We start from the raw sequence: 25,889 nt of genomic DNA, 5'->3' as shown, positions 1-25,889 counted from the left end.
CTCTCCCGCGGACTCGAAGGATCAAGCCCTCCCGAAAGGACCACCGTGAAATTCGCCGTGCTCGGCGGCACCGGCCGCATCGGCTCCCGGATCGTGGCGGCGCTGGCCGCCGACGGCCATACGGCCGTCCCGCACTCCAGGGCCACCGGCCTCGACCTGTCCACCGGCCGCGGTCTGCGGGCCGCACTCGACGGCATGGACGCAGTGATCGACGCCGCGCAGGCGCCCGCCGCGGACGCCACGTCCCTGGACTTCTTCCGCGGCTCGGCCACGCGCCTGGCCGAGGCGGCGGGGGACGCGGGCGTGCGTCACCTCGTGGCGCTGTCGATCGTGGGGGTGGACACCTTGCCCGACTTCCCTTACTACCGGGCCAAATCGGAGCAGGAGAACATCCTGCGCTCGGGCCCCGTCCCCTACTCCCTCGTCCGCGCCACCCAGTTCTTCGAGTACCTCGACGAGATCTTCTCCTGGACCACGGACGGCGACACCGTACGGCTGCCCTCCACCCCGCTTCAGCCCGTGGCCGCCGCGGACGCCGCACGGGCCGCCGCCCTGATCGCCGCGGGACCGCCGCTCCAGGGGATCCGGGAGGTGGCCGGACCGGAAGTGCTGCCGCTGGACGAGCTGGGACGGATCGTGCTCGCCGCGCGCGGCGACGGGCGCCGGGTCGTGACCGACGATTCGGCCGGACCGTTCGCACCCGCACCGGGTCGCCGTGACACCGCGGCCCCGGGCGCCGAGATCGCGCCGACCGGCATCAGAACCTGGCTCGCCCCCTGACGCCTCCTACGGGGTGACGAGCCTCCGGCATCCGCACCCCGTCGGCGAGCACACCCCCTTGGCTCGCGCGCCCACCTCGAAGCCGTTCACCGCGACCGCTCTGATCCGCATGGTCGCCGAAGGCGGGCTCGCACTCGAACGGGGCGGCTTTCCGTGCGGCAGTAGGTCCGCACGGAAAGCCGGGCGCCTCCGCTCAGCTGTCGAGGACCGGCAACAACTCCGGCAAATGCCCATCCGAAGCCCCCGCCACCCGCACCCGCTCCTCGGGGACCTCGCCGTACAGCGTCGTGCGGGGGCGGGACGGGCGGCCTGCGGCGGAGGCGATGTCGGTGAGGTCCTTGATGGAGCGGTACGAGCCGTAACTCGAGCCCGCCATGCGGGAGATGGTCTCCTCCATCAGCGTTCCGCCCAGGTCGTTGGCGCCCGAGCGGAGCATTTCCGCCGCGCCCTCCGTGCCCAGCTTGACCCAGCTGGTCTGGATGTTGGGGATGTGGGGGTGGAGGAGGAGGCGGGCCATGGCCGTGACCGCGCGGTTGTCGCGGTCGGTGGGGCCGGGGCGTGCGATGCCCGCCAAGTACACCGGTGCGTTGGTGTGGATGAAGGGGAGGGTGACGAACTCCGTGAAGCCGCCCGTCTCCTGCTGGATCGCGGCCAGGGTGCGCAGGTGGCCGAGCCAGTGGCGGGGCTGGTCCACGTGGCCGTACATCATCGTGGAGGAGGAGCGGATGCCGAGGTCGTGCGCGGTTTTGATGACTTCGATCCACGTCGCCGTGGGGAGTTTGCCCTTCGTGAGGACCCAGCGGACCTCGTCGTCCAGGATCTCGGCCGCCGTGCCGGGGATCGAGTCCAGGCCGGCTTCACGAGCGGCGGTGAGCCATTCCCGTATCGAAAGGCCTGTGCGGGACGCCCCGTTGACCACTTCCATGGGCGAGAAGGCGTGGACGTGCATGCCCGGGACCCGCTGCTTCACCGCGCGTGCGATGTCGAAGTACGCCGTGCCGGGCAGGTCGGGGTGGATGCCGCCCTGCATGCAGACCTCGACCGCGCCCACGTCCCACGCCTGCTGGGCGCGGTCGGCCACCTGGTCGAGGGAGAGGGTGTACGCGTCGGCGTCGGTGCGGCGCTGGGCGAAGGCGCAGAAGCGGCAGCCGGTGTAGCAGACGTTGGTGAAGTTGATGTTGCGGGTGACGATGTACGTCACCTCGTCGCCGACCGTGGATGCACGGACGTCGTCCGCGATGCGGGTCAGGGCGTCGAGCGCCGGGCCGTCCGCGTGGAGGAGGGCCAGGGCTTCGGAGTCGGTGAGCCTGGTCGGGTCGTCGGCGGCCACGGCGAGTGCGGACCGTACGTCCGCGTCGATCCGCGAGGGCACCATCCCGGGCGCCGCCGCCTCCCGCAGCGCCTCCCAGTCCCCGTAGACGACATCGAAGTCCTCGCGCCGGTCGCCGGTACGGCCCTCGGTGTCGATCGTGGCGTGCAGGTCCGTGCGGCCGGCCGAGGTGAAGCCCTCGTCCGGCTCCTGCCAGGGGTGGCCCACCACCGGGGCGTCCGGCACCGCGAGTCCGGTGGCGGGATCGGACAGCGCCTGTACGTGCGGCAGCACGCGCGGGTCGAGCCACGGCTCACCCCGCGTCACGAACTCCGGGTACACACACAGGCGTTCACGCAGCGAGAAGCCGGCCGCCGCCGAGCGCTCGGTGAGCTCCTCCAGCTGCGGCCAGGGCTTCTCCGGGTTCACATGGTCGATCGTGACCGGTGAGACCCCGCCCCAGTCGTCGATGCCCGCGCCGATCAGGCGCTCGTACTCGCCCGCGATCAGGTTCGGCGGGGCCTGGAGGTTGCCGGCGGGGCCCATGATGTGGCGGGCCACCGCGACCGTCGCGACCAGTTCGTCCAGCTCCGCGTCCGGCATGCCGCGCATCGCCGTGTCCGGCTTGGCGCGGAAGTTCTGGATGATCAGTTCCTGGATGCCGTGGTACGCGCGGGAGACGCGGCGCAGCGCGAAGAGGGACTCGGCCCGCTCCTCGTACGTCTCGCCGATGCCGATGAGCAGACCGCTCGTGAAGGGGACAGAGGAGCGGCCCGCGTCCTCCAACACCCGCAGCCGTACGGCCGGTTCCTTGTCCGGGGAGCCGTAGTGCGGCATGCCCGGCTCGGACCACAGCCGGGTCGCCGTCGTCTCCAGCATCATGCCCATCGAGGGCGCGACCGGCTTGAGCCGCTGGAAGTCCGTCCAGGACAGCACCCCGGGGTTGAGGTGCGGGAGCAGACCCGTCTCCTCCAGGATGCGGATCGAGATGGCCCGTACATACGCGATCGTGTCGTCGTAGCCGTGCGCGTCCAGCCACTCGCGGGCCTCGGGCCAGCGGTCCTCGGGCTTGTCGCCGAGGGTGATCAGGGCTTCCTTGCAGCCCAGTTCGGCCCCGCGGCGGGCGATGTCGAGCACCTCGTCGGGGGACATGAACATCCCGTGCCCGGCCCGGCGCAGCTTTCCGGGGACCGTGACGAAGGTGCAGTAGTGGCATTTGTCCCGGCACAGGCGGGTGAGCGGGATGAACACGCTCTTCGAGTACGTGATGACGCCCGGCCGGCCCGCGGCTTCCAGGCCCGCGTCCCGCACCCGCGCGGCGGACGCGGTCAGATCGGCGAGGTCCTCGCCGCGCGCCTGGAGCAGCACGGCCGCCTCGGTGACGTCGAGCGCCACACCGTCCCGCGCGCGCTTGAGGGCGCGGCGCATCGCGTTGGCGGTGGGGCCGGTGTGCTCCTGCGCTGCGGGCTTCGCGGGCTGCTGATCAGTCATGGATCGAGCATACGAGCGGGCACCGGCGTGCGGACCAGCGCCGTTGATCACACGCCTGGCCTGCCCGTTTGCTTCGGTCCGTCCCCTTGTTCACACATACCTCCCGAAGTCTTCAAGCACCTTCAAGACCTCGGCCTCCCCGCGCGCCGGCAGCTGAAGGATCACCTCGTCCACCCCCGACGCGGCGTAGTGCTCCAGCTTTCCGGCCTCGGGGACGACCGCCGTGACCGCCACGTACAACTCCTCGGGAACCCGTCCCGATTCCCGCCATACGTTCCTCAGTTCCCCGAGCCGTGTGGGCAGCCCGCCGCCCCCGACCGGCATCCACCCGTCCGCGAACTCCGCGATCTCCCCGTAGAGCCGCGGCCCGGGCGCACCGCCGATCAGCGTCCGCGGGCCGACGAGGGCTCCCCGGCGGGCCGGCTTGGGATGGACGTGGCTGGCCGCCACGCTCCCGAACTCCCCCTCGTACGCGGTCGGTTCCGCACTCCACAGCGCCCGCATCAGCGCCATCCGGTCCCGTACGAGCGCCCGCCGTGTCGGCCAGTGCACCCCGTGGTCGGCGGCCTCCTCGCGGTTCCAGCCGTAGCCGATGCCGAGGGTGAGCCGGCCGCCGCTGAGGTGGTCGAGCGTGGCGATCTGCTTGGCCAGGTCGATGGGGTCGTGCTGGCCGACCAGCGTGATGTTGGTGCCGAGCCCGAGGCGTTCCGTCACGGCGGCGGCCTGCGCGAGGGCGACGAAGGGGCTGAGCATCCGCGCGCACTCGGGCGGCATCTCGCCGCCGGGGTAGGCGGAGGCGCGGGAGACGGGGATATGCGTGTGCTCGGGCAGATACAGCCCGGCGAAACCCCGCTCCTCCAGCTCCCGCGCGAGACGTACGGGGGTGATGGTCTCGTCCGTCAGGTACAAGGTCGCCGATATGCGCATGGGGCTTCCTAACCTCCGGGGCCGGTCAAGTCCATAAGCGAGGCCTGCTGCGTACGTCACTGTTCATCCGCCGCACAACTCCCTCCTCTTGCACCCGAGTTCACCCCTGACTACGAAGGTCACACCACGCACCACACCTCCAACCACCCGGGGAGCCAGGGCATGTGCGAGGCACACGAGTCAGGGAACTGCACGGAGCACGCGAGCAGTCACGGCGGTGAACACCTCATGGGCAGACGCGCGTTGCTCGTGACGGGCGCGGCGAGCGCGCTTACGTTGGGCGGCGTGACCTTCGCGAGCGCCGATGAGCGCGGGCCTTCCGACAGCGGCGAGGAGACCAAGGTGGTGCGCGGCACGCTGCCCACCGGGTCTCCCGACTTCGTCTACCTGCCCGTCGAAGTACCGGACGGGGTACGCGAGATCCACGTCGCGTACACCTACGAGAAGCTGCCCGTACCCGCGGGCACCCCGGGCAACGCGCTCGACATCGGCATCTTCGACGAGCGCGGCACCGACCTCGGCGGCAAGGGCTTCCGCGGCTGGTCGGGCGGTGCGCGCACCGAGTTCTTCCTCCGCTCCGACGACGCGACGCCCGGCTACATCCCCGGCCGCATCCGCCGCGGCACCTGGCACATCGCGCTCGGCCCGTACACCGTCGCCCCGCAGGGCCTCCCGTACGAGGTGACCATCACGCTCAAGTACGGGGAGCAGGCGCCGGCCCCGAAGCCCACGTACCCGCCCGAGCGCGCCAGGGGCCGCGGGCGCGCCTGGTACCGGGGCGACTGCCACATCCACTCCTGGTACTCCGACGGCAAGCGCACCCTCGCCGAGATCGCCGCCGCCGCCCGCGCGGCCGGCCTGGACTTCATCAACTCCTCGGAGCACAACACCCACTCCGCACACGCCCACTGGGCCCCGGAGGCCGGCGACGACCTCCTCATCCTCACCGGCGAGGAGATCACCACCCGCAACGGCCACATCGTGGCCCTCGGCATGGACCCCGGCACCTTCGTGGACTGGCGCTACCGCGCCCGCGACAACCGCTTCGGCCACTACGCCCGCCAGGTCCGCCGCGCCGGCGGCCTGGTCGTGCCCGCCCACCCGCACGCCACCTGCATCGGCTGCAACTGGAAGTTCGGCTTCGGCGAGGCGGACGCCGTGGAGGTGTGGAACGGCCCCTTCACGCCGGACGACGAGGTCTCGCTCCAGTCCTGGGACAACACCCTCCAGGTCGACCCGCGCAACTGGACCCCGGCCATGGGCAACAGCGACGCCCACTCCCCCGCCGACCGCATCGGCACCCCGCAGACCGTGGTGCTCGCGGACGACCTGACGCGCGAGGCGATCCTCGCGGGCATCCGCGCGGGCCGCTCCTACGTGGCCGAGTCGAAGGAGGTCGAGCTGTCCTTCTCGGCCACCGGCGGCCGCGGCCGGCACGCCGGCATCGGCGAACGCCTGGACGTCGACCGCGACGACGAGGTGACCGTCCGCCTGGAGGCGAAGGGCGCCCCGGGCTGCACCCTGCGCTTCGTCACCGACCAGGGCACCCTCTTCACCAGCGCCACGGTCCCCGACTCGGGCACGCTGACGGCCGAGTGGCGCACGACGTCCTCGTACGCCTCGTACGTACGCGCAGAGGTCCGCCGCCCGGCCCAGGTCCCGCCGCTGCCGGGGCCGCTTGCGGCGTTCACGAATCCGATCTTCCTCGGGCGCTGAGGCCGGGCGGACGTCACGGGAGAGCACGGGCATGACGAAGGGGCCCGACCGTCTCGCGGTCGGGCCCCTTCACCGGTTCGAGCGCTCAGTCCTTCATGACCAGGGCGGGCGTCTCCTTGGTGAGCACCTCGCCGCGGAAGAAGGCCGGGCTGCGGCGCTCCGTGACGACCATGATGACCAGGCCGAGCGCGAGCAGGCCCACGCCGATCACGAAGACCGAGCCGACGCCGAGGACGGAGGAGCCGGAGCCGTACGCCGGGTCCCACATGTCGTAGAGCGTCTTGCAGAAGACGGCCGCGAGGAGCACACCGCCGAGCAGCGGGAGGGCGCCCTTGAAGACGAAGTCGCGGGCCGAGGCGGTCAGCTCGCGGCGGAAGTACCAGACGCAGGCGAAGGCCGTGATCGAGTAGTAGAAGCAGATCATGAGGCCGAGCGCGTAGATCGTGTCGACCAGGACCTTGTCGCTGACCAGCGTCATCACCGCGTAGAAGACACCGGTCGCCACGCCCGCCAGGACGGTGGCGCGGCCGGGGGTCTTGAAGCGCGGGTGGGTGCGGCCCAGCGAGGGCGGCAGGGCCTCGTACGCGGACATGGCGAGGACCGTGCGGGCCACCGGGATGAAGGTGGTCTGCAGGCTCGCGGCCGCGGAGGCGAGCACCGCGACGAAGAGCAGGATGCCCAGGCCGGGGCCCATGACCGGGCCCGCGAGGGCGGCGAAGACGTTGTCCGAGGTCTCGGGGTTGGCGAGGCCGAGGCCCTTGTCCCCGGAGCCGACGGCCATCTGGGCGGCGATGCCGGTGGCGAGGTAGGAGCCGACCAGGACGACCATCGAGATGAGGGCCGCGCGGCCGGGGGTCTTCTCGGAGCCGATGGTCTCCTCGTTGGCCGTCAGGCAGGCGTCCCATCCCCAGTACATGAAGATCGACAGCGAGATGCCGGCCGTGAAGGCGGCGAAGGAGCCGACCGAGAACGGGTTCAGCCAGGACCAGGAGAAGTCCACGCTGGTGGCGAACGAGTCGGCCTTCTGGAGCGCCATCACCACGAAGAGGGCGAGCACGACGAGCTGGAGTCCGACGAGCGCGTACTGCACGCCCTTGGTCGCCGTCATGCCGCGGTAGCTGATCGCGGTCGCGACGGCGATGAGGCTCAGGCAGGTGACGATGTGGACGGCCTTGTTGCCGTCGAGGGCCGCGATCTCGGGGTTGTTCGTGATCTCGCCGGCGAGCAGCCAGAAGTACGAGGTCGCGACGCCCGCGAGGTTCGACAGGACGATGATCGTGGCGACCACCAGGCCCCAGCCGCACATCCAGCCGATCCGCGGCCCGAAGGCCTTCACGGTCCAGGTGAAGGAGGTGCCGCAGTCCGGCACGGCCTTGTTGAGCTCGCGGTAGGCGAAGGCCACGAGCAGCATCGGCAGGAATCCGGCGAGGAAGATCGCGGGCATTTGCAGGCCGACCTCGCCCGCGGTGGAGCCGAGGGTGGAGGTGAGGCAGTAGACGGGGGCGACGGTGGAGATGCCGATGACGGCACTGCCCGTCAGGCCGACCGAGTTCCGGCCGAGCCCCTTGGCGCGGACACCGTCCTGCCCGCCGCCGTCGGTGGCGGCCGTCCGTACCGTGTCTCCGGCCTGAGGCCGGGCATCCAGCTGCGTCATGAACAGGACGTTAAGCGGTGCGGTTTCCACATCCGGAGGTTGAGACTCCGTTGTCTCACCCTTGAATTACGGGGGAGGAATCGGAATTCGACCTTTGGATGAACGGGGAAAGCCGAGCCGCACCTCTCGTAGAGAGGTACAGCCCGGCTTGTTCGTTATGCGGAAACCGCGCGAGTGTCCCTTTTGCCCCGTTTCAAAATTTTCCCTCGGAGGTTCGCACGGTCCTCGCGCACCCCTCAGGTCGTCCACACCACCGACTGCACCTCGCTGTACGCCGCCAGCGCGTACGAGCCGCAGTCGCGGCCCACGCCCGACTGCTTGAAGCCGCCGAAGGGGGCCTCCATGTTGCGGCCGATGGTGTTGATGCCCACGCCGCCCGAGCGCAGGCGGCGGCCCACGCGGAAGGCGCGGGCCACGTCGCCGGACCACACGTAGGACAGGAGGCCGTAGTCGCTGTCGTTGGCGAGGCGGATGGCCTCCTCCTCGTCGTCGAAGGGCAGGACGACGACCACGGGGCCGAAGATCTCCTCGCGGACCACCCGCATGTCGTTGGTGCAGTCCGCCAGGAGGGTCGGGGCCACGTAGAAGCCGCGGTCCATGGCCGGGCGCTCGCCGCCGGCGACCACCCGCGCGCCCTCCTTCCTGCCGAGTTCGATGTACGACTCGACGCGGTCGCGGTGCGCGGCCGAGATGACGGGACCGACCACCGTGCCCTGGGCCGCGGGGTCGCCCACCTTCATGAAGCCGATGTACTGGGTGAGCTTGTCGAGGAGCTGCTCGTAGATGGAGCGGTGGGCGATCACGCGGGTGGGGGCCGTGCAGATCTGGCCGCTGTAGAAGGCGTACGTGGTGCCGATGCCCATCATGGCCGAGTCGAGGTCGGCGTCCTCGAAGACGATCGCGGCGCCCTTGCCGCCGAGCTCCATGAGCTGGCGCTTCATCGTGCGGCCGCAGACCTCGCCGATCGCCTGGCCGACGGCGGTGGAGCCGGTGAAGCTGACCATGTCGACGTCGGGCGAGTCGACGGCGGCCTGCCCGACCTCCACACCCGTACCGGAGACGACGTTCACGACGCCCGCGGGGGCGCCGGCCGCCTCCAGGGCCTCCGCCATCCTGAACACCGACAGCGGGTCCTGCGGCGCGGGCTTCACGACCACCGTGTTGCCCATCGCGAGCGCGGGCGCGACCTTGCCCGCCGGGTTCGCCCACGGGTTGTTGTACGAGGTGATGCAGGTGACCACGCCCACCGGCTGGCGCACCTCGAGGGCTCCGAAGGCGCCCGCCTTGCCCATCGGTCCGGCCTCGTTGATCTGCGGCGGGAGCGCGTGCTCCACGGGCTCGAGTGCGCCCTTCGCGTACCGCTTGAAGCGCGCCGTGCCGACCGCGACCTGCATGCCGCGCGCGGTCCCGGTGGTGGCGCCCGTCTCGGCGCGGGCGAGTTCGGTGTACTCGGCCGCGTGCGCCTGGATGTGCTCGGCCGCCTTCGCCAGGATCGCGGCGCGCTCCTCGGGCGAGGTGCGCGACCAGGTCTCGAAGGCCTCGCGGGCCTGCGCGGCCGCCTCGTACACCTGCTCCTTCGAGGCCTCGGGGGCGAGTCCCACGACCTCCTCGGTGGCCGGGTTGATCACCTCGTAGTGACCGCCGTCGGGCTCGACCCACGCGCCGCCGATGAAGAGCTTCTGAGCGTCGCTCACTTGGTGCTCACCGTCCTGGTGTCCTGGCCGGACCGCAGCACCTTGCCGGGCACGGCGCCGGTGACCCGGTCCTCGCGGATGGCCTCGACGCCGTTGACCCAGACGGCGTTGACGCCGATGGCCTTGGAGTCGAGGCGGGGGCTGTCGCCGGGCAGGTCGTGGACCAGAGTCGCTTTCCCGGCGTCGATCTTCTCGGGGTCGAACAGGACCAGGTCCGCGAAGTAGCCCTCCTGGATCCGGCCGCGGTCGATGAGACCGAAGAGCTGGGCCGGGTCGTCGGTGAGCATCTTGACCGCCTGCTCCAGGGTGGTGAGCTTGCGGCCTCGCAGGCAGTCCCCGATGAAGCGGGTGGTGTACGGGGCTCCGCACATGCGGTCCAGGTGGGCGCCCGCGTCGGAGCCGCCGAGCATGATGTCCTCGTGCTCCCAGGCCTGCTTGCGCAGCTCCCAGGAGTCGGGGTCGTTGTCGGTCGGCATGGGCCACAGGACCGTGCGCATCTCGTCGTTGGCGCAGATCTCGACCAGGCACTGGAAGGCGTCCTGGCCGCGCTCGGCCGCGATGTCGTCGACGATGCGGCCGGTGAGGCCCTCGTTCTCCTTGGAGTACGTGTCGCCGATGACGTACCGGCCGAAGTTGGCCAGGCGCCGGAAGACTCCCGCCTCCTTGGAGTCGGCGCGCCTCAGCATCTCCGCCCGCACCTCGGGGTCGCGCAGCTTGGCGATGCGCTCGGGGATGGGCAGGCCCAGGATCTCGCCCCAGCCGGGGATGAGGTTGAGGGCGCAGAAGGTACCGAGGGACATGTTCATCGGCGCGAGGATCGGCATGGTGAGGGCCACGATCCGGCCGCCGGCCTTGCGGGCGCGCTCGGAGGGCACGAGCTGGCGCGGGACGCGCTCGGGGACGGCGGCGTCGATGGTGAGCACGTTCCAGTTGAGGGGCCGGCCGGCGGCGGCGCTCATCTCCACGAAGAGGTCGATCTCTTCGTCGCTGAACTGGTCGAGGCAGCCGGCCACGATCGCTTCCAGCTGCGTGCCCTCGTGCTCGCCGACCGCCTTCGACAGCGCGAGCAGCTCCTCGGGCTTGGCGTGCCGCGAGGCCACCGGCTTGCCGTCGCCGTCGGAGTGGGTGGAGGACTGCGTGGTGGACAGGCCCCAGGCGCCCTCGTCCATGGCGGTGTGCAGCAGGTCGAGCATCTGCTGGAGCTGCTCCTCGGTGGGCTGTCCGCCGACGGCGTCCGGGCCCATCACGTACCGGCGTATCGCGCAATGCCCCACCATGAAGCCCGCGTTGACGGCGATCCGGCCGTCCAGGGCGTTGAGGTAGTCGCCGAAACTCGACCAGTTCCAGGGCGCGCCCTCTTCGAGTGCGACCAGGGACATGCCCTCGACCTTGGACATCATCCGCCGCGTGTAGTCGGCGTCCTCGGGCCGTGCGGGGTTGAGCGGCGCGAGCGTGAACCCGCAGTTGCCGCCGGCGACCGTGGTGACGCCGTGGTTGAGGGAGGGGGTGGCGTACGGGTCCCAGAAGAGCTGGGCGTCGTAGTGGGTGTGCGGGTCGACGAAGCCGGGCGAGAGCACCTTGCCCGTGGCGTCCTCGCTGGTGCGCGCCTCCTCGGCGACGGTGCCCGGCTCGGCGATGACGGCGATCCGGCCGTCGCGGATCCCCACGTCCAGGACGCGAGCGGGGGCGCCGGTGCCGTCGACTACGGTCGCGCCCTTGATCAGGTGGTCCAGCATGACGGTTCCCTTCGGGTGCGGTGCGTTGTTCCTTGTACGTGGGGGTCGTTGGCGTGACACAGACGTCGCGGTCACGCGTACGCGGCGGTGGTGCATACGTGGCTGTGTCCCGGCCGGGTCCCGCACGGTGTGGCCGCCACCGTGCGGGGACCCGGCCGGGTCCGTACGGGGCGGTGCGGTCCGGGAAGACGCACGGCCCCGCTCCCGGGCGGCGGCGCTCAGGCCGCCTGCCGGAACCTCGTGGTGCGGTGCACCGGATCGGTGTCGATCTTCGGGATCACGTGCTCGCCGACGAGTTTCAGCGTGGTCAGCACGTCCTCCTTGGCCACCCCGACCGGGATGCCGAAGCTCAGCTGATCGGCGCCGGCCTGCTCCCAGCGCTTGCACTGGGCGAGCACCTCGTCGGGGTCGCCGCAGACCAGCAGCTCTTCCTGGATGAGGAGTTCGACGATCTCCTCGTTGAACTCGGGCAGCATCTCCGGCCAGACGGGCAGGCCTTCGGGCTTGGGGAAGGTGTCGTGGTAGTAGAAGACGAGGGACTGGAGCCGGTTGAGGCCGCTGTTCACGGCGATCCGCACGGCCTCGTCGTGGGTCTCGGCGCAGATGGCGGTGGTCGTCACCATCACGTTGTCGTTGACGAAGCCGCCGACCGGTTCCGCCTCCGTGATGGCGCCCTTGTACTGCTCCAGGACCCACTCCATGTCCTGCACGCGCTGCACGCTGAAGCCGAGGACCCCGAGCCCCTTCTTCGCCGCCATCGCGTACGAGGAGGGGGAGCCCGCCGCGTACCACATCGCGGGGTGCGACTTCCCGTACGGCTTGGGGAAGACCTTGCGCGGCGGCAGCGACCAGTGCTTGCCCTGGAACCCCTCGTACTCCTCCTGGAGGAACATCTTGGGGAACTCCGCGATGGTCTCCTCCCACATCTCCTTGGTGGCGTTCATGTCGTCGATGCCGGGCAGGAAGCCGAGGATCTCGTGGCTGCCGGCGCCGCGGCCCGTGCCGAACTCGAAGCGGCCCTCGGAGAGATGGTCGAGCATGGCGACCTTCTCGGCGACCTTCACCGGGTGGTTGACGGCCGCGAGCGGGTTGAAGATGCCGGAGCCGAGGTGGATGCGCTCCGTCGCGTGGGCGAGATAGCCGAGGAAGACCTCGTTGGCCGACAGGTGCGAGTACTGCTCCAGGAAGTGGTGCTCGGAGGCCCAGGCGTACTTGAAGCCGGACTTGTCCGCCTGGATCACGTACTCGGTCTCGTCGATCAGGGCGTGGTGCTCGGCCTGCGGGTCCACGGCGCGTCGGGGGTCGGGCACGTAGCCCTGCACGAATATCCCGAATTCCACGGAGGTTCACCGTCCTCAATCGGTCCGGCCTCGGTTTCTGACGAACCGTCAGATCGAATGCTCCGACTGTTCCACCCCCCGACCGGACCGTCAATACTGACGGCCCGTCAGGGATGGGGCAGGGGCGGTCAGATCACGCTGACGCCCGCGAGCCAGCCGCCGTCGACCACGAAGGGCTGGCCGGTGATGTACGAGGAGTCGGGACCGGACAGGAACAGCGCCAGGTCGGCCACCTCCTTCGCCTTGCCCACGCGGCCGAGCGGCACGAGCTTGCGGTAGAGCTCGTCGAGCGCCGCGCTCATCTCCTCCTGGTCCACGTCCGGGTCGAGCTGGGCGGGGTTGGACATCGGGGTGTCGATGGCGCCGGGGCAGACCGCGTTGACGCGGATGTTCATGCCGGCGAGCTCAAGGGCGGCGACGCGGGTGAGCCCGACGATGGCGTGCTTGGTCGCGGCATACGTGCCCACCGCGCCCATGCCGGTCAGGCCGGTGTAGGAGGCGGTGTTCACGATGGTGCCGCCGCCCGCCTCGCCGATCAGGGGCGCGATGGTCTTGATGCCCAGGAAGGCGCCGACCTGGTTGACCTGGACGACCGTCATGAACTCCTCGAGCGGGGTGTCGACGAGGGCGTTGAAGCGGAGGATGCCCGCGTTGTTGACCAGCCCGTCCACCTTACCGAAGGCCTCCTTGGCCCGCTCGGCCGCGGCGGCCCACTGGTCCTCCCGGCTCACGTCGAGGTGCACGTACACCGCGCTGTCGCCGATCTCCTTCGCGACCGCCTCGCCCTGCTCGTCGAGCACGTCGGCGAGGACGACCTGCGCGCCCTCCGCCGCGAAGAGCCGGGCCTCCTGCTCGCCCTGGCCGCGCGCGGCACCGGTGATGAGGACGACACGTCCGTCGAGCTTGCCCATGTGGGGTCTCCTTGAGTGGATGGGGTGCGGGGTCGGTCAGGCGTTGAGGGCTCAGGCGCTGAGGGGTCGGTCGCTGAGGGGTCGGTCGCTGAGGACTTAGTCGCCGCGTCTGTCGCTGAGGACTCAGTCGTTGAGGAGCGGGGCGACCTCGGCGCCGAAGGCGGCCATCTGGTCGGTGAGTTCGGTCAGGCTGCGGTTCGGGAAACGGATCTGGATCTGCTGGACCCCCATCGCCCCGTACGCGCGCAGCGATTCGGCGATCGCCTCCGCCTTCCCGCTGACCGTCCAGGGTCCGGCGTCGAATCCGGGGTCGCCGATGTAGAGGGGTTCGGTGATGGCGCCGACGACGAGCGGCGCCTCGACCCCCGCCGCCTCGCGCATCCGCCGCAACTCGGCGATTTTCGCCGGGAGTTTCGTCCGCGGGTCGCCCTGCGGCAACCACCCGTCCCCGCGCTCCGCCGCGCGCCGCATCGCGGCCTTCGAGGAGCCGCCCACCCAGATCGGCACCCGCTCCTGGGCCGGGCGCGGACACTGGCCGAGACCGCTGAACTGATAGCGCTCACCGTGGTGTTCGGGGTACTCCTCCTGGCCGAGGGCCGCCTTGAGCGCGTCCACCGTCTCGTCCAGAACGCGCCCGCGCCCGGCGAAGTCGGCGCCGAGTGCCTGGAACTCCTCCTCCACATGTCCGGCCCCGACCCCGAGGATCAGCCGGCCGCCGGAGAGATGGTCGACGGTGGCGTACGCCTTCGCCGTGGCCAGCGGGTGCCGCAGCCCGACAATCGCGACATGGCTGAGCAGCTTGACGCGCTCGGTGACGGCGGCGAGGTAGGAGAGCGTGGCGACCGGGTCGTACCAGGTGGTGCGCATGGCGTCGGCGAGACGCCGCGGAATGGCGACGTGGTCGCAGTTGGCGATGTAGTCGAACCCGGCGCGGTCGGCGGTGCGCGCGATCTCGACGAGGTCCGCGGGCCCGGCGTCCGCCTCCCACGGCTCGGCGAAGAGGGCACTCTGTGCCTGAATGGGCAACTGCATCCCGTACACCAGCCGCCCCTGCTCGTACGTCATGCCGCACACCCCTAATCTGACGAACCGTCATATCCAGGTACCGGCACATCGTGGTACCTGACGGTGCATCAGGCAAGGGGTGCGGAGGGGCGGGCCGACCGGTGGGTACGGGCGGGCGACGGCGCACCGCGCACCCGTGCTCAGCCCAGCAACGCGTACACCGTGCTCGCCCGGGCCGCCGGCTCCGTCGCGCCCTCGGCCCTCATCTCGATGTCGGCGAAGGCCATCCTGCGGCCGAGCTTGGTGAGGCGGGCCTCGACGAGCACGTCCGCGTCGAGGACCGCGCGCTGGAAGGTGGTGGACTGCTGGACCGTGGTCATCGGCACGAAGCCGCCGCGTGCCGCGGACACGGCGATGACGGTCGCCGTGTCCGCGGCCGCCATCAGCGCCTGCCCCGAGAGCCCGCCGCCCTCGCGGGCCAGCCGCGCGGACCACGGCAGCCGCAGCACGGCACTCAGGTCACCGGTCCCGACGACGGTGAGGCCCAGATCGAGCACCCAGGGCGCGAAGTTGACGGCGAGGATCTTCTCGGCCTCGGCAGGGGTGAGAGTCATGCGGAGGTTCTCCCCTGCCGGGGCGGGGATCACGCGCGGGCTGTGCGGGCACGCGCGGGCACGCTCAGCTTGAGCGGTCCGCACGGCTGGAGCGGTCCGCACGGCCTGAGCGGGCAGGCGCGGACGATCGGCCACGCCTGGCCGGTCGATCGCGCCGCGCCGGGCCGGGCCGGAGCGATCATGCCCGGCCGATCGATCGCACCGCGCCGAGCCGAGCCGGTGCGATCACGCCCGGCCAGTGGATCGCGCCGCACCGAAGCGATCACGCCCGACCAGAGCCGGGCGCGCCCGTCCGGTCGGACACACCCGACCACGACAGGCACGCCCGACCAGGACAGGCACACCCGACCGAAGCGCTCACGCCTTGGGCGCCGAAGGACCCCACAACCCGTCCTCCGTGAGGCCGAGGAGGTCGATCGCGTTGCGCCGTACCAGCTGGTCCACGACGTCCGGCGGCAGGTGGCCCATCTGGGACTCGCCGACCTCCTTGGACTTGGGCCAGGTGGAGTCGGAGTGCGGGTAGTCCGTCTCGTACAGGACGTTCTTGACGCCGATCGCATCCAGGTTCTTCAGGCCGAAGGCGTCGTCGAAGAAGCAGCCGTAGACGTGCTCGGCGAAGAGCTCGGACGGCGGGCGGTGGACCTTGTCCGCCACCCCGCCCCAGGCGCGGTTCTCCTCCCAGACCACGTCGGCGCGTTCCAGGATGTACGGGATCCAGCCGATCTGGCCCTCGGCGTACATGATCTTCAGGTTCGGGAAGCGCTCGAACTTGCCGCTCATCAGCCAGTCGACCATCGAGAAGCAGCAGTTGGCGAAGGTGATGGTGGAGCCGACGGCCGGCGGGGCGTCCGCGGAGGTCGAGGGCATCTTCGAGGAGGAGCCGATGTGCATCGCGATGACCGTGCCGGTCTCGTTGCACGCCTCCAGGAACGGGTCCCACTCGTCGGTGTGGATCGAGGGCAGGCCCAGGTGCGGGGGTATCTCGGAGAAGGCGACCGCCCGGACCCCGCGGGCCGCGTTGCGCCGGACCTCCTCGGCGGCCAGACGCGCGTCCCAGAGCGGTATGAGGGTGAGCGGGATGAGGCGGCCCTGCGCGTCGGGCCCGCACCACTCCTCCACCATCCAGTCGTTGTACGCCCGCACCCCGAGCAGTCCGAGCTCGCGGTCCTTGGCCTCGGTGAAGGTCTGGCCGCAGAAGCGCGGGAAGGTCGGGAAGCAGACGGCCGACTGGACGTGGTTGATGTCCATGTCCGCCAGGCGCTCGGGCACGCTGAAGGATCCGGGCCGCATCTGCTCGTACGTGATGACCTCGAGCTTGATCTCGTCCCTGTCGTAGCCGACGGCCGTGTCGAGGCGGGTGAGCGGGCGGTGCAGGTCCTCATAGACCCACCAGTCGCCGATCGGCCCGTCGTCTCCGGGTGCGCCCATCACCGGTGCGAACTTGCCGCCGAGGAAGGTCATTTCCTTCAGGGGCGCTCGTACGATCCGGGGGCCGATGTCCTGGTACTTGGACGGGAGCCGGTCCCGCCAGACGTTGGGGGGCTCAACCGTGTGGTCGTCCACCGAGATGATCTTCGGGAAGGTCTCCATGTGCACCACGGTAGCCCCTATCTGACGGATCGTCAGCTCCCTGGATGGCACCGGTTCTCGCCGGGGCGCGACCCTCCGCACGCACCTCCCGCCGTACGCGGGCCCCGTGAGAGGTGCACCACGCACCTGACGCCACGGCCGCCCGCAGGGCAAACTGGGGCGGGTGATTCCCGTACGCCCGACGGGAGTTGCCGCACTTCCAGGGCGAAACAGAGCAAGTCGGGCAACACAGGGGCCAGGGGGACCAGGATGGACGGCGTACCGCGCGTACCTGCCCAGCGGCGTCCGGGAGCCGCGCCGCTGCAGTTCAGCGTGCTCGGGCCGGTGCGGGCCTGGCGCGGCGGCGACCCGCTGCCGACCGGCTCGCCTCAGCAGCGCGCGCTGCTCGCCGCGCTGCTCCTGCGGCACGGGCGCACCGCCACGGCGGCCGAGCTGATCGACGGCATCTGGGGCGAGGAGCCGCCCTCGCAGGCGCTGGCCGCGCTGCGGACGTATGCCTCGCGGCTGCGGAAGATCCTCGATCCCGACTCGTTGGTGAGTGAGGCGGGCGGGTACGCGATGCGCTTCGAGCGCGACGCCCTCGACCTGGCCCTCGCCGAGGAGCTGTGGGGCGAGGCCGAGAAGGCCCGGGCCGCGGGTGATCTGTGCCAGGCGCGTGCGCTGATCAACAAGCTGCTCAGCCTGTGGGACGGGGAGCCGCTGGCCAACGTTCCGGGCCCGTACGCGGACGCCCAGCGCACCCGCCTGGTCGAGTGGGGTCTGCAACTGCTCGAGGCGCGGCTCGACATGGACCTGGAGCAGGGCTGCCACGCCGAGGCCGTCTCCGAGCTCACCGCCCTCACGGCCGCGCACCCCTTGCGCGAGCGGCTGCGCGAACTGCTCATGCTGGCGCTGTACCGCAGCGGCCGGCAGGCGGAAGCCCTCGCCGTGTACGACGACACGCGGCGCCTGCTCACCGAGGAGCTGGGGGTGGACCCCCGGCCGGACCTGACGGAGCTGCACCGGCGGATCCTCCAGGCCGACCCGGCCCTCGCCGAGCCCGAGGCCCCGCTCGCCGAGCCGGCCGCCGCACCCGTGCGGCCCGCCCAGCTCCCCGCCACGGTCGCCGACTTCACCGGCCGCGGTGCCTTCGTGTCCGAGCTCGGTGACGTGCTCGCCTCCGCCGAGGGCCAGGTCATGGCCGTCTCGGCGGTCGCGGGCATCGGCGGGGTCGGCAAGACCACCCTGGCCGTGCATGTCGCGCACGCCGCGCGGGTGCACTTCCCCGACGGGCAGCTCTACTTCGACCTCCAGGGCACCGGGCCCCGGGTCGCCGAGCCGCAGGCGGTGCTCGGCGCCTTCCTGCGCGCGCTCGGCACCGCCGACGCGGACATACCGAAGACGCTCGACGAGCGTGCGGCCCTGTTCCGCTCGGTGCTCGATGGCCGCCGCGTGCTCGTGCTGCTCGACAACGCCAGGGACGCCGCCCAGGTCCGACCGCTCCTGCCGGGCACGGCGGGCTGCGCGGCCCTGGTGACCTCGCGCCACCGCATGGTGGACCTGCCGGGCGCGCACCTGGTCGACCTCGATGTCATGTCTCCCGAGGAGGCGTTGCAGCTCTTCACGCGGATCGTCGGCGAGGAGCGGGTGGCCTCGGAGCGCGAGGCGGCCCTGGACGTGGTCGCGGCCTGCGGGTTCCTGCCGCTCGCGATCCGCGTCGCCGCCTCGCGCCTCGCCTCGCGTCGTACGTGGACGGTCTCGGTGCTCGCCGCCAAGCTCGCGGACGAGCGGCGCCGCCTGGACGAGCTCCAGGCCGGCGACCTCGCGGTGAAGGCCACGTTCGAGCTGGGCTACGGACAGTTGGAGCCCGCCCAGGCCCGCGCCTTCCGGCTGCTCGGCCTCGCGGACGGCCCGGACATCTCCCTCGCGGCCGCCGCGGCCGTGCTCGACCTTCCCGAGGAGGAGGCCGAGGACCTCCTCGAATCCCTCGTCGACGCCTCGCTGCTCGAATCGGCGGCGCCGGGCCGCTACCGCTACCACGACCTCGTACGCCTCTACGCGCGTTCCTGCGCGGAGCGCGACGAGCAGCCGCCGAGCGAGCGGGGGGCGGCGCTGTCCCGGCTGCTCGACTTTTATTTGTCTACGGCTGCGCAGGTGTATGCGATCGAGCGGCCCGGTGACCGGCTGGTCGACCACCTCGCGCCCACCGCGCGCGAGGGCCTGCGGTTCGACGACCGTTCCCAGGCGGTCGACTGGCTCTTCTCCGAAGCGGGCTGTCTGCTGGCCTGCGTGCAGCAGCTGGCCGGCGGCGGGACGCTGCGGCGGGCGGCCGACCTCCTGATGGCCGCGGCCGATCTCGCGGAGTCCCGGGTGGACGCCCGGCGCTACGAGTCCGCCGCACGCCAGGTGGTCGAAGCCGCCCACGCCGCGGGGGACGCGCTCGCCGAGGGCCGGGCCCGCACCTTCCTGGCCCATGTGCTCAGCCTGGCCGGCGAGTTCCACCGCTCCGACGACGAGGCGCGGCTCGCATACCAGCTGGGGCAGGCGGCCTCGGATCCGGTGCCGCTGGGCCGGGTGCCCAACCAGCGCGGGATCATCGCGCTCTACGAGCACCGCTACGAGGAGGCCCAGAGCCATCTGCGCGAGGCCATCGCGTCCTTCCGCGCGGACGGCAATCGGCCCGGCGAGGCGAGCGCGGTCTGCAACCTGTCGCGGGTGCAGCTCGAACTCGACCAGATCGACAGCGCGGTGGAGCGCGCGCTGGAAGGCGTACGGATCTACGCCGAGCTGGACTCGGTGCTGCGGATCGCCAACGCCAAGTACGCCCTCGGGATGGCCCTGACCCGCGCCGGACGCACAGCGGAGGCGCTCGCGGAACTCTCGGACGCCCTCGCGACGTTCACCGAGAGCCGCCAGTCCCTGTGGATCGGGATGGCGCACTACCGCATCGCGGAGGCGCATCTGGCCGCCGGCCGGCACGCCCAGGCCTCCGCCCACGCCGAACAGGCGCTGGCCCAGCAGGACATCGGCGGCGACTGGCGACGGGCCAACGTGCTCACGGTGCTCGGCCGGGCCCTGGCCGGGGTGGGCATGAGCGTTCGCGCGGCGGCGTGCTGGCGCGAAGCGCTGGAGCTCTACGAGGAGTTGGGCTCGCCCGAGGCGGACGAGGTCAGGCGGCTGCTCACCCCGGTCGCGGCGGCCTAGCGGGAGAGACCTGGCACAGAACGGGGCCCGCCGCCGCGGTAGCGGAAGGCGCGGCCCCGTCTCGTACGCCCTCGTGACAGACGTGTGGCAGGCCCCGGACAGGGCGTTCATCGTTCGTTTATCGCCGCGCGCGATCCTCAAGGGGTCGATCCGTCGCGTCGGGGGGCAGACGGATCAACCGCGGAGCCGCGCACTAAGGTGAGCGGCCCACACCGCCCGTCCGGCGATCCTCGGGGGAGTTGCCGGGCGGGCGGTGCCATCGATCCGTCAGCACACAGGGGAGCCACGCATGAGCGACGAGACCAAGAACGAGCCCGGCATAGTCAAGCCGCTGGACGAGCACGCGACGAGCGAGCCGGCCAAGCCGCTGGACGAGCACGCCACGAGCGAGCCCGCCAAGCCCCAGGACGAGCACGCGACGGGCGAGGAAGTCTGAGCCTCACTCCATGACGGGGGATCGGCCGCGGCAGCGCGGAGGGGGAGCCCGCTGCCGCGGCCGACGCATGTCCGGCGCGCGCTGACGGCTCCGGACCGCACCCCACACCCGGTAACTCCGTTGCCCCGCCCCCGCCCACCCCGCGAAGATGCCCCGATGACCTCACACGTGCGCCACATCACCTTCGACAGCCACAACGCTTACGCCCAGGCGCAGTTCTGGGCCGGAGTGACCGGGGGGAAGGTGTCCGACGAGGATGCGCCCGGGGACCCCGAGGCGCTGGTCGAGAACGCGGGGACGCCGATCCTGTTCGTGACCGTGCCCGAGGGCAAGACGCTCAAGAACCGGGTGCATCTCGACGTACAGCCGCAGGACCGCACCCGTGACGAGGAGGTCGAGCGGCTGCTCGCGCTCGGGGCCACGCTCGTGAGCGACATGCGGCGGCCCGACGGGCGCGGCTGGCAGACGCTGGCCGATCCAGAGGGGAACGAGTTCTGCGTGGAGAGCAGTGTGAAGGAGCGGGAGGAGAGGGAGGAGCGGGAGGCGGCCGCCAGGGCGGCCGAGGGCTGAGTCCCGCTCTCCCAGGGCCGGTTACGCCCGTCCCCGCAGCTCCGTCTTCAGGACCTTGCCGCTCGCATTGCGCGGCAGCTCGCTCACGAACTCCACCTGGCGCGGCACCTTGTAGTTGGCCATCTCGCGGCGCGACCAGGCGATCAGATCGTCCGAGGTGAGGGTGGAGCCGCTGCGGCGTACCGCGTAGGCCTTGCCGACCTCGCCGAGGCGCGCGTCCGGTATGCCGATCACCGCCACATCCGCGATGTCCGGGTGCAGGCCGAGGAGCTGCTCGATCTCGGCCGGGTACGCGTTGAAACCGCCGACGATGAACATGTCCTTGATCCGGTCGGTGATCCGGAGGTTGCCCTCCTCGTCGAGCACGCCCACATCGCCCGTGCGCAGCCAGCCGTCCGGCGTGATGGTCTTCTTCGTCTCCTGCGGGTCCTCGAAGTAGCCCTGCATCACGTTGTGCCCGCGGACCAGGACCTCGCCGGACGCGCCGGGCGGCAGGGTCTCCCCCGCCGGGTTGACCACGCGGACCTCCGTGTCCGGGATGGCGCGGCCCGAGGTCTGCGCGATCACCTCGGCCGCGTCCCCGCGCCGGCACATCGTGACGATGCCGCTCGCCTCCGAGAGTCCGTAGGCGGTGAGGACGGTGGCGATGCCGAGCTCCGTGCGCAGGCGCTCCACCAGTTGCAGCGGGACGACCGCCGCGCCCGTGACCACCAGGCGCAGCGCCGAGAGGTCGTGCTTGGCGCGGGCCGGGTGGTCGAGCAGGGACTGGTGCAGGGTGGGCGGGCCGGGGAGCACCGAGATGCGCTCGGCGGCGATGTTCGCGAGCGCGGTGTCCACGTTGAAGACCGGCTGCGGCACCATCGTCGCGCCGCGCATCAGGCAGGCGAGGATGCCCGCCTTGTAGCCGAAGGTGTGGAAGAACGGGTTGACGATGAGGTAGCGGTCGCCTTCGCGCAGGCCCGCGAGCTCGCTCCAGATGTCGTAGCAGCGCAGGGACTGGGCGTGGGTGATCACCGCGCCCTTGGGGCGGCCGGTGGTGCCCGAGGTGAAGATGATGTCCGAGGGCGAGGCCGGGTCGATCGCCGCGGAGCGGGCCGCCACCGCGGCCGCCGGCACCGCGTCCCCGCCGGCCAGGAAGTCCTTCCACGTACGGAAGTTGTCCGGGGCGTCGTCCGAGAGCACCACCACCTGCTCCAGGTGCTCCAGCGCGGGCAGGGGTCCTTCGCCCGTGCCCTCCGCGGTCGCGCGGCGCAGCGAGGCCACGTATGACGTGCCGAGGAAGGTGCCCGTGATGAAGAGGAGTTTCGCGCGGGAGCGCTGGAGGACGTACGCCGCCTCGGTGCCCTTGAAGCGGGTGTTGAGCGGCACGAGCACCGCGCCCGCGCTCACCGCGCCGAGCGCGGAGACGATCCAGTCGAGAGTGTTGGGCGCCCAGACGGCCACGCGGTCCCCGGGCTCCACGCCGCTCGCGATGCATGCGGCGGCCGCGCGCTCCACGCGCTCGCCGAGCTCCGCGTACGTGATCCGGGTGCGGCCCTCGACCACCGCCTCGCGCTCGGCGTACCGCTCGGCCGCCGACCGCATCAGGCCCGGAATGCTGCCCCAGCGAAGATCGCCGCGCATCTCCAGCTCGACTCCCCCGGGCATCCCCTGCTCGTCCCCGCGCATCGCAAGCCCTCCCACCGCAGTAGCTGACTATCCGTCAGATTAGCTGTAGCCTTCCCCGCTGTCAGCAGGGATGCAGGCTGGATGCCGGTCGAACGCAGGCGGAATGCAGTCTGGGACACGGCAGTTGATCTCGGAGGTGGCCATGGCCGCGGCGACACTGAAGGACGCTACAGCGATAGTCGGGATCGGCCAGACCCCCTTCGCGAAACAGCTACCCGAATCCGAGAAGACCTTGGCGTGCCGGGCCATTCTCGCCGCGCTCGACGACGCGGGGATCGACCCCTCCGAGGTGGACGGCTTCGCCTCGTACACGATGGAGGAGACCGACGAGGTCGAGATCGCCAAGGCGATCGGCGCGGGCGACGTGACCTTCTTCTCCAAGGTCGGCTACGGCGGCGGCGGTTCGTGCGCCACCCTCGCCCACCTCGCCTCCGCGGTCGCCACCGGCCAGGCGAGCGTCGGGGTCGCCTGGCGCTCGCGCAAGCGCGGCTCGGGCAAGCGCCCCTGGACGAACACGGCCGTGCAGCTGCCGACCCCCGGGCAGTGGACCCGTCCGTACGGGCTCCTGCGCCCCGCCGACGAGATCGGCATGCTGGCCCGGCGCCACATGCACGAGTACGGCACCACGCGCGACCACCTCTTCAACGTGGCGCTCGCCTGCCGCAACCGCGCCAACCAGAACCCGGCGGCGCAGATGTACGAGCGCCCGCTGACCCGCGAGATGTACATGAACGCCCGCTGGATCAGCGAGCCGCTCTGCCTCTTCGACAACTGCCTGGAGACGGACGGGGCTTTGGCCTGCGTGATCGTCTCCGCGGAGCGGGCCCGCGACTGCCGCCAAAAGCCCGTCTACCTGCATTCAGTCGCCCAGGGCCTGCCCGCCCAGCACCACGGCATGGTCAACTACTGGAACGACGACCCGCTCACCGGCCCCGCCTGGACCGCGGCCCGACAGCTGTGGAAGCAGGCCGACTTCGGCCCCGAGGACGTGGATGTCGCCCAGATCTACGACGCGTTCACCCCGCTCATCCCGCTCTCCCTGGAGGGCTACGGGTTCTGCGCGCGCGGCGAGGGCGGCGCGTTCACCGAGGGCGGCGCCCTGGAGATCGGCGGCCGGCTGCCGATCAACACCAGCGGCGGCGGCCTCTCGGAGGCGTACGTGCACGGCTTCAACCTGATCAACGAGGGCGTCAAGCAGCTGCGCGGCACCTCCACCGCCCAGGTCCCCGACGCGGCCACCTGCCTGGTGACCGCGGGCGAGGGCGTCCCCACGTCGGCCGTACTCCTGAGGAGCTGAAGATGACGACGACCGAACTCCTTGCCCCCGTCACCGACGACGACGGCGCACCCTTCTGGGAGTACACCGCCCGGGGCGAACTGCGTGTCCAGGCCTGCGCGAACACCGAGTGCGGCGAGCTGCGCTTCCCGCCCCGCCCCTGCTGCCCGCACTGCCGGTCCTTCGACAGCGAGTGGCGGCGGATGAGCGGCAAGGGCCGGATCTGGTCGTACGTGTTCCCGCATCCGCCGCTGCTTCCCGCGTACGCGGAGATGGCCCCGTACAACGCGATCGTCGTGGAGCTCGCCGAGGCTCCGCGCATCCGCCTCGTCGGCAACCTCGTCACCGAGGCGGGCGCGCCCTGGAACTCGGTCGACCCGGCCCGGCTGAAGATCGGCGCGAAGGTGCAGGTGGTCTTCGCGCAGCAGGGCGAGTTCACGGTGCCGCAATGGGTGCTGGAGCGCTGAGGCGGCCATGGCTCTGCGCATCGAATGCGACAAGGAGACGGGTGTCGCCGTCCTCACCCTGGACCGGCCCGCGAAGCACAACGCGATCGACCTGGAGACGGCCGCCGAACTGACCGCCGCTTGGCGGCAGTTCCGGTTCGACGCCTCCGTACGCGCGATCGTCCTCACCGGCGCCGGGGACAAGGCCTTCTGCACGGGCATCGACCGGAGCGCCGAAGTCCCCCAGCCGCCCTCCCCCTACACGATCGACGACCCCCTGGTCGCCATCGGGCCGAAGGCCTGCGACCTGTGGAAACCGGTGATCGCGGCGGTGAACGGGATGGCCTGCGGAGGCGCCTTCTACCTCCTGGGCGAGTCCGAGTTCCTCGTCGCCGACGAGGAGCGTGCGGTCTTCTTCGACCCGCACACCACGTACGGGATGGTCAGTGCGTACGAGGCCATGTACATGGCGCAGCGGATGCCGTTCGGCGAGGTGGCGCGGATGTCGCTGATGGGCACGGCGGAACGGGTCTCCGCCCGCCGCGCCTATGAGACCGGCCTCGTCTCCGAACTCGCCCCGCCCGGCGAGGCGTTGACGGCCGCGCTGGCCTCCGCCGAGATCATCGCCTCGTACCCGCCCGCGGCCGTGGAGGGCACGGTGCGGGCGGTGTGGGCGGCGTCGGCGGCCGCGCGGGCCCAGGCGGTGGCGCAGGCACCCGCGCTGATCGGGCTGGGGAACCTGCCGGCCGAGGAGCAGGCGGGGCTGTTCGGGGGGCGGCGGGCGGGATTCAGGCTGCGGTGATCTCGCGCGGCACGCCCCGGCTCACCGGAGCTCGAACTCGACGAGCTCGCAGGCGTCCAGCTTGTCCGGGTCGAACTTGCGGGGCGGCGTCACGGTGACCGTGCGCGTCGCCCCCGGCTTCAGCGTGACCTCCTCGTACACGGTCCCGTCCGTGTTGTTGCTGTACGTGAACCCGACGCCGACGGTGTAGGTGCCGCCCTTGGACGAGCGGACCTCGACCTTGGTGACCTCGGCCCGGGTGCGCTTGGCGGGCTTGGCGGACTTGCCGCCCTTGCGCCGCTTCTTGGCGTCCTCCGCCGCGCAGTGCGCGATCCGGGCGGTCGCCTGGTCCTCGGCGCTGAGCTCCTGCGGGCCGTCGGAGGTGCCGAGCCCCCAGTCGTAGCCACTGTCGCCGTACGGATCGTCCTCGCTGCCCGCGGAGCCGCCCGAGCCGGCGTCGTCACGGTCCGTGTCCCCGCCGCTGGACGAGCTGCGCGACTTGCCGCTGGAGCAGCCGCCCCCGCCGCCGCTGCTCTTGCTCTTGCCGCTGCCGCCCTTGCCGCCCGACGTGGAGCCGGCCTGGAAGCCGGTCAGCGCGAGCACCACCGCGACAAGGACGACTGCGAACCGGACACGACGAAGCCGCACCATGGGCCCTCCCCCGATAGGTCTGCCATACGTCTGCATGGAACGCGCGGAACCTTAGCAGGCGCGAAGGCGGCGTGAACGGCCCTGTGGACAAACGGAGTTCGGCGCACGGGC

General features: G+C 71.3%; 19 protein-coding genes and 1 pseudogene. 8 read left to right on the top strand and 12 right to left on the bottom strand.

From position 1 onward, the window contains the following. The first annotated feature begins 45 nt into the window (after positions 1 to 45). Positions 46 to 780, top strand: coding sequence for an SDR family oxidoreductase (locus BLT97_RS32125; protein ID WP_093616612.1), 735 nt, complete (start codon positions 46 to 48; stop codon positions 778 to 780). Positions 781 to 973: 193 nt separating this feature from the next. On the opposite strand, the gene BLT97_RS32120 is transcribed toward BLT97_RS32125, so the two are convergent. Next, positions 974 to 3,580, bottom strand: a complete 2,607-nt coding sequence (locus BLT97_RS32120; RefSeq protein WP_093616610.1) for a bifunctional FO biosynthesis protein CofGH — start codon at positions 3,578 to 3,580, stop codon at positions 974 to 976. Positions 3,581 to 3,670: 90 nt separating this feature from the next. After that, a complete protein-coding gene (locus tag BLT97_RS32115; protein ID WP_093616608.1) occupies positions 3,671 to 4,507 on the bottom strand; it encodes an LLM class F420-dependent oxidoreductase in 837 nt (278 codons plus the stop codon). Between the two features lie 162 nt (positions 4,508 to 4,669). Here BLT97_RS32115 and BLT97_RS32110 point away from each other — a divergent pair, with 162 nt between their 5' ends. Continuing rightward, on the top strand, positions 4,670 to 6,223 hold the full coding sequence (locus tag BLT97_RS32110) for a CehA/McbA family metallohydrolase (RefSeq protein ID WP_176953964.1): 1,554 nt from the start codon (positions 4,670 to 4,672) through the stop codon (positions 6,221 to 6,223). Between the two features lie 85 nt (positions 6,224 to 6,308). Here BLT97_RS32110 and BLT97_RS32105 read toward each other — a convergent pair whose 3' ends face one another. From BLT97_RS32105 to BLT97_RS32070, 8 genes are all read right to left on the bottom strand, one after another. Continuing rightward, entirely contained in the window at positions 6,309 to 7,877 is a 1,569-nt protein-coding gene (locus BLT97_RS32105; RefSeq protein ID WP_093616604.1) for an APC family permease, read from the bottom strand. A 236-nt stretch (positions 7,878 to 8,113) separates the two neighbouring features. Further along, positions 8,114 to 9,571, bottom strand: a complete 1,458-nt coding sequence (locus BLT97_RS32100; RefSeq protein WP_093616602.1) for an aldehyde dehydrogenase family protein — start codon at positions 9,569 to 9,571, stop codon at positions 8,114 to 8,116. Continuing rightward, complete coding sequence (locus BLT97_RS32095) at positions 9,568 to 11,307, bottom strand: N-acyl-D-amino-acid deacylase family protein (RefSeq protein WP_093616600.1); 1,740 nt, start codon at positions 11,305 to 11,307, stop codon at positions 9,568 to 9,570. Before BLT97_RS32095 ends, BLT97_RS32100 begins: the two co-directional genes overlap by 4 nt. A 218-nt stretch (positions 11,308 to 11,525) precedes the next feature. After that, complete coding sequence (locus tag BLT97_RS32090; RefSeq protein WP_093616598.1) at positions 11,526 to 12,647, bottom strand: LLM class flavin-dependent oxidoreductase; 1,122 nt, start codon at positions 12,645 to 12,647, stop codon at positions 11,526 to 11,528. A gap of 128 nt (positions 12,648 to 12,775) precedes the next feature. Continuing rightward, positions 12,776 to 13,558: an SDR family NAD(P)-dependent oxidoreductase gene (locus BLT97_RS32085; RefSeq protein ID WP_093616596.1), complete on the bottom strand. Its 783-nt coding sequence runs from the start codon at positions 13,556 to 13,558 to the stop codon at positions 12,776 to 12,778. A 123-nt stretch (positions 13,559 to 13,681) separates the two neighbouring features. Further along, the gene (locus BLT97_RS32080; protein ID WP_093616594.1) at positions 13,682 to 14,623 is read right to left on the bottom strand and encodes an LLM class F420-dependent oxidoreductase; all 942 of its coding nucleotides are present in this window, start codon (positions 14,621 to 14,623) and stop codon (positions 13,682 to 13,684) included. A gap of 140 nt (positions 14,624 to 14,763) precedes the next feature. Continuing rightward, on the bottom strand, positions 14,764 to 15,177 hold the full coding sequence (locus BLT97_RS32075) for a PaaI family thioesterase (RefSeq protein WP_093616592.1): 414 nt from the start codon (positions 15,175 to 15,177) through the stop codon (positions 14,764 to 14,766). 357 nt (positions 15,178 to 15,534) lie between these two features. Next, positions 15,535 to 16,767, bottom strand: a complete 1,233-nt coding sequence (locus tag BLT97_RS32070; RefSeq protein ID WP_093616710.1) for an amidohydrolase family protein — start codon at positions 16,765 to 16,767, stop codon at positions 15,535 to 15,537. A 249-nt stretch (positions 16,768 to 17,016) separates the two neighbouring features. On the opposite strand from BLT97_RS32070, the gene afsR reads away from it, so the two are divergent. The 3 genes and pseudogenes from afsR to BLT97_RS32060 all read left to right on the top strand — a co-directional run. After that, entirely contained in the window at positions 17,017 to 19,950 is a 2,934-nt protein-coding gene (gene afsR, locus BLT97_RS32065; protein ID WP_093616590.1) for an SARP-family global regulator AfsR, read from the top strand. A 289-nt stretch (positions 19,951 to 20,239) separates the two neighbouring features. Next, entirely contained in the window at positions 20,240 to 20,386 is a 147-nt protein-coding gene (locus tag BLT97_RS38110; protein ID WP_176953963.1) for a hypothetical protein, read from the top strand. Between the two features lie 156 nt (positions 20,387 to 20,542). Next, a pseudogene (locus BLT97_RS32060) lies at positions 20,543 to 20,908 on the top strand (VOC family protein); the annotation flags it as partial. 69 nt (positions 20,909 to 20,977) lie between these two features. On the opposite strand, the gene BLT97_RS32055 reads toward BLT97_RS32060, so the two are convergent. Next, on the bottom strand, positions 20,978 to 22,579 hold the full coding sequence (locus tag BLT97_RS32055; RefSeq protein ID WP_093616708.1) for a FadD3 family acyl-CoA ligase: 1,602 nt from the start codon (positions 22,577 to 22,579) through the stop codon (positions 20,978 to 20,980). A gap of 187 nt (positions 22,580 to 22,766) precedes the next feature. Between BLT97_RS32055 and BLT97_RS32050 the strand changes: the two genes are divergently transcribed. The 3 genes from BLT97_RS32050 to BLT97_RS32040 are packed head-to-tail and all read left to right on the top strand — an operon-like array spanning position 22,767 to position 25,148. Continuing rightward, the gene (locus BLT97_RS32050) at positions 22,767 to 23,921 is read left to right on the top strand and encodes a lipid-transfer protein (protein ID WP_093616706.1); all 1,155 of its coding nucleotides are present in this window, start codon (positions 22,767 to 22,769) and stop codon (positions 23,919 to 23,921) included. 2 nt (positions 23,922 to 23,923) lie between these two features. Then, positions 23,924 to 24,367, top strand: a complete 444-nt coding sequence (locus BLT97_RS32045) for a Zn-ribbon domain-containing OB-fold protein (RefSeq protein ID WP_093616586.1) — start codon at positions 23,924 to 23,926, stop codon at positions 24,365 to 24,367. A gap of 7 nt (positions 24,368 to 24,374) precedes the next feature. After that, a complete protein-coding gene (locus BLT97_RS32040; RefSeq protein ID WP_093616584.1) occupies positions 24,375 to 25,148 on the top strand; it encodes an enoyl-CoA hydratase/isomerase family protein in 774 nt (257 codons plus the stop codon). Positions 25,149 to 25,169: 21 nt separating this feature from the next. On the opposite strand, the gene BLT97_RS32035 is transcribed toward BLT97_RS32040, so the two are convergent. Then, entirely contained in the window at positions 25,170 to 25,778 is a 609-nt protein-coding gene (locus BLT97_RS32035; protein WP_093616582.1) for a hypothetical protein, read from the bottom strand. Positions 25,779 to 25,889 lie beyond the last annotated feature (111 nt).

The sequence above is a fragment of the Streptomyces indicus genome, assembly GCF_900100315.1.
Taxonomy (GTDB): domain Bacteria; phylum Actinomycetota; class Actinomycetes; order Streptomycetales; family Streptomycetaceae; genus Streptomyces; species Streptomyces indicus.
The sequence above is the reverse complement of the archived record's forward strand: the minus strand, read 5'-3'. Positions and strand labels throughout refer to the sequence as shown.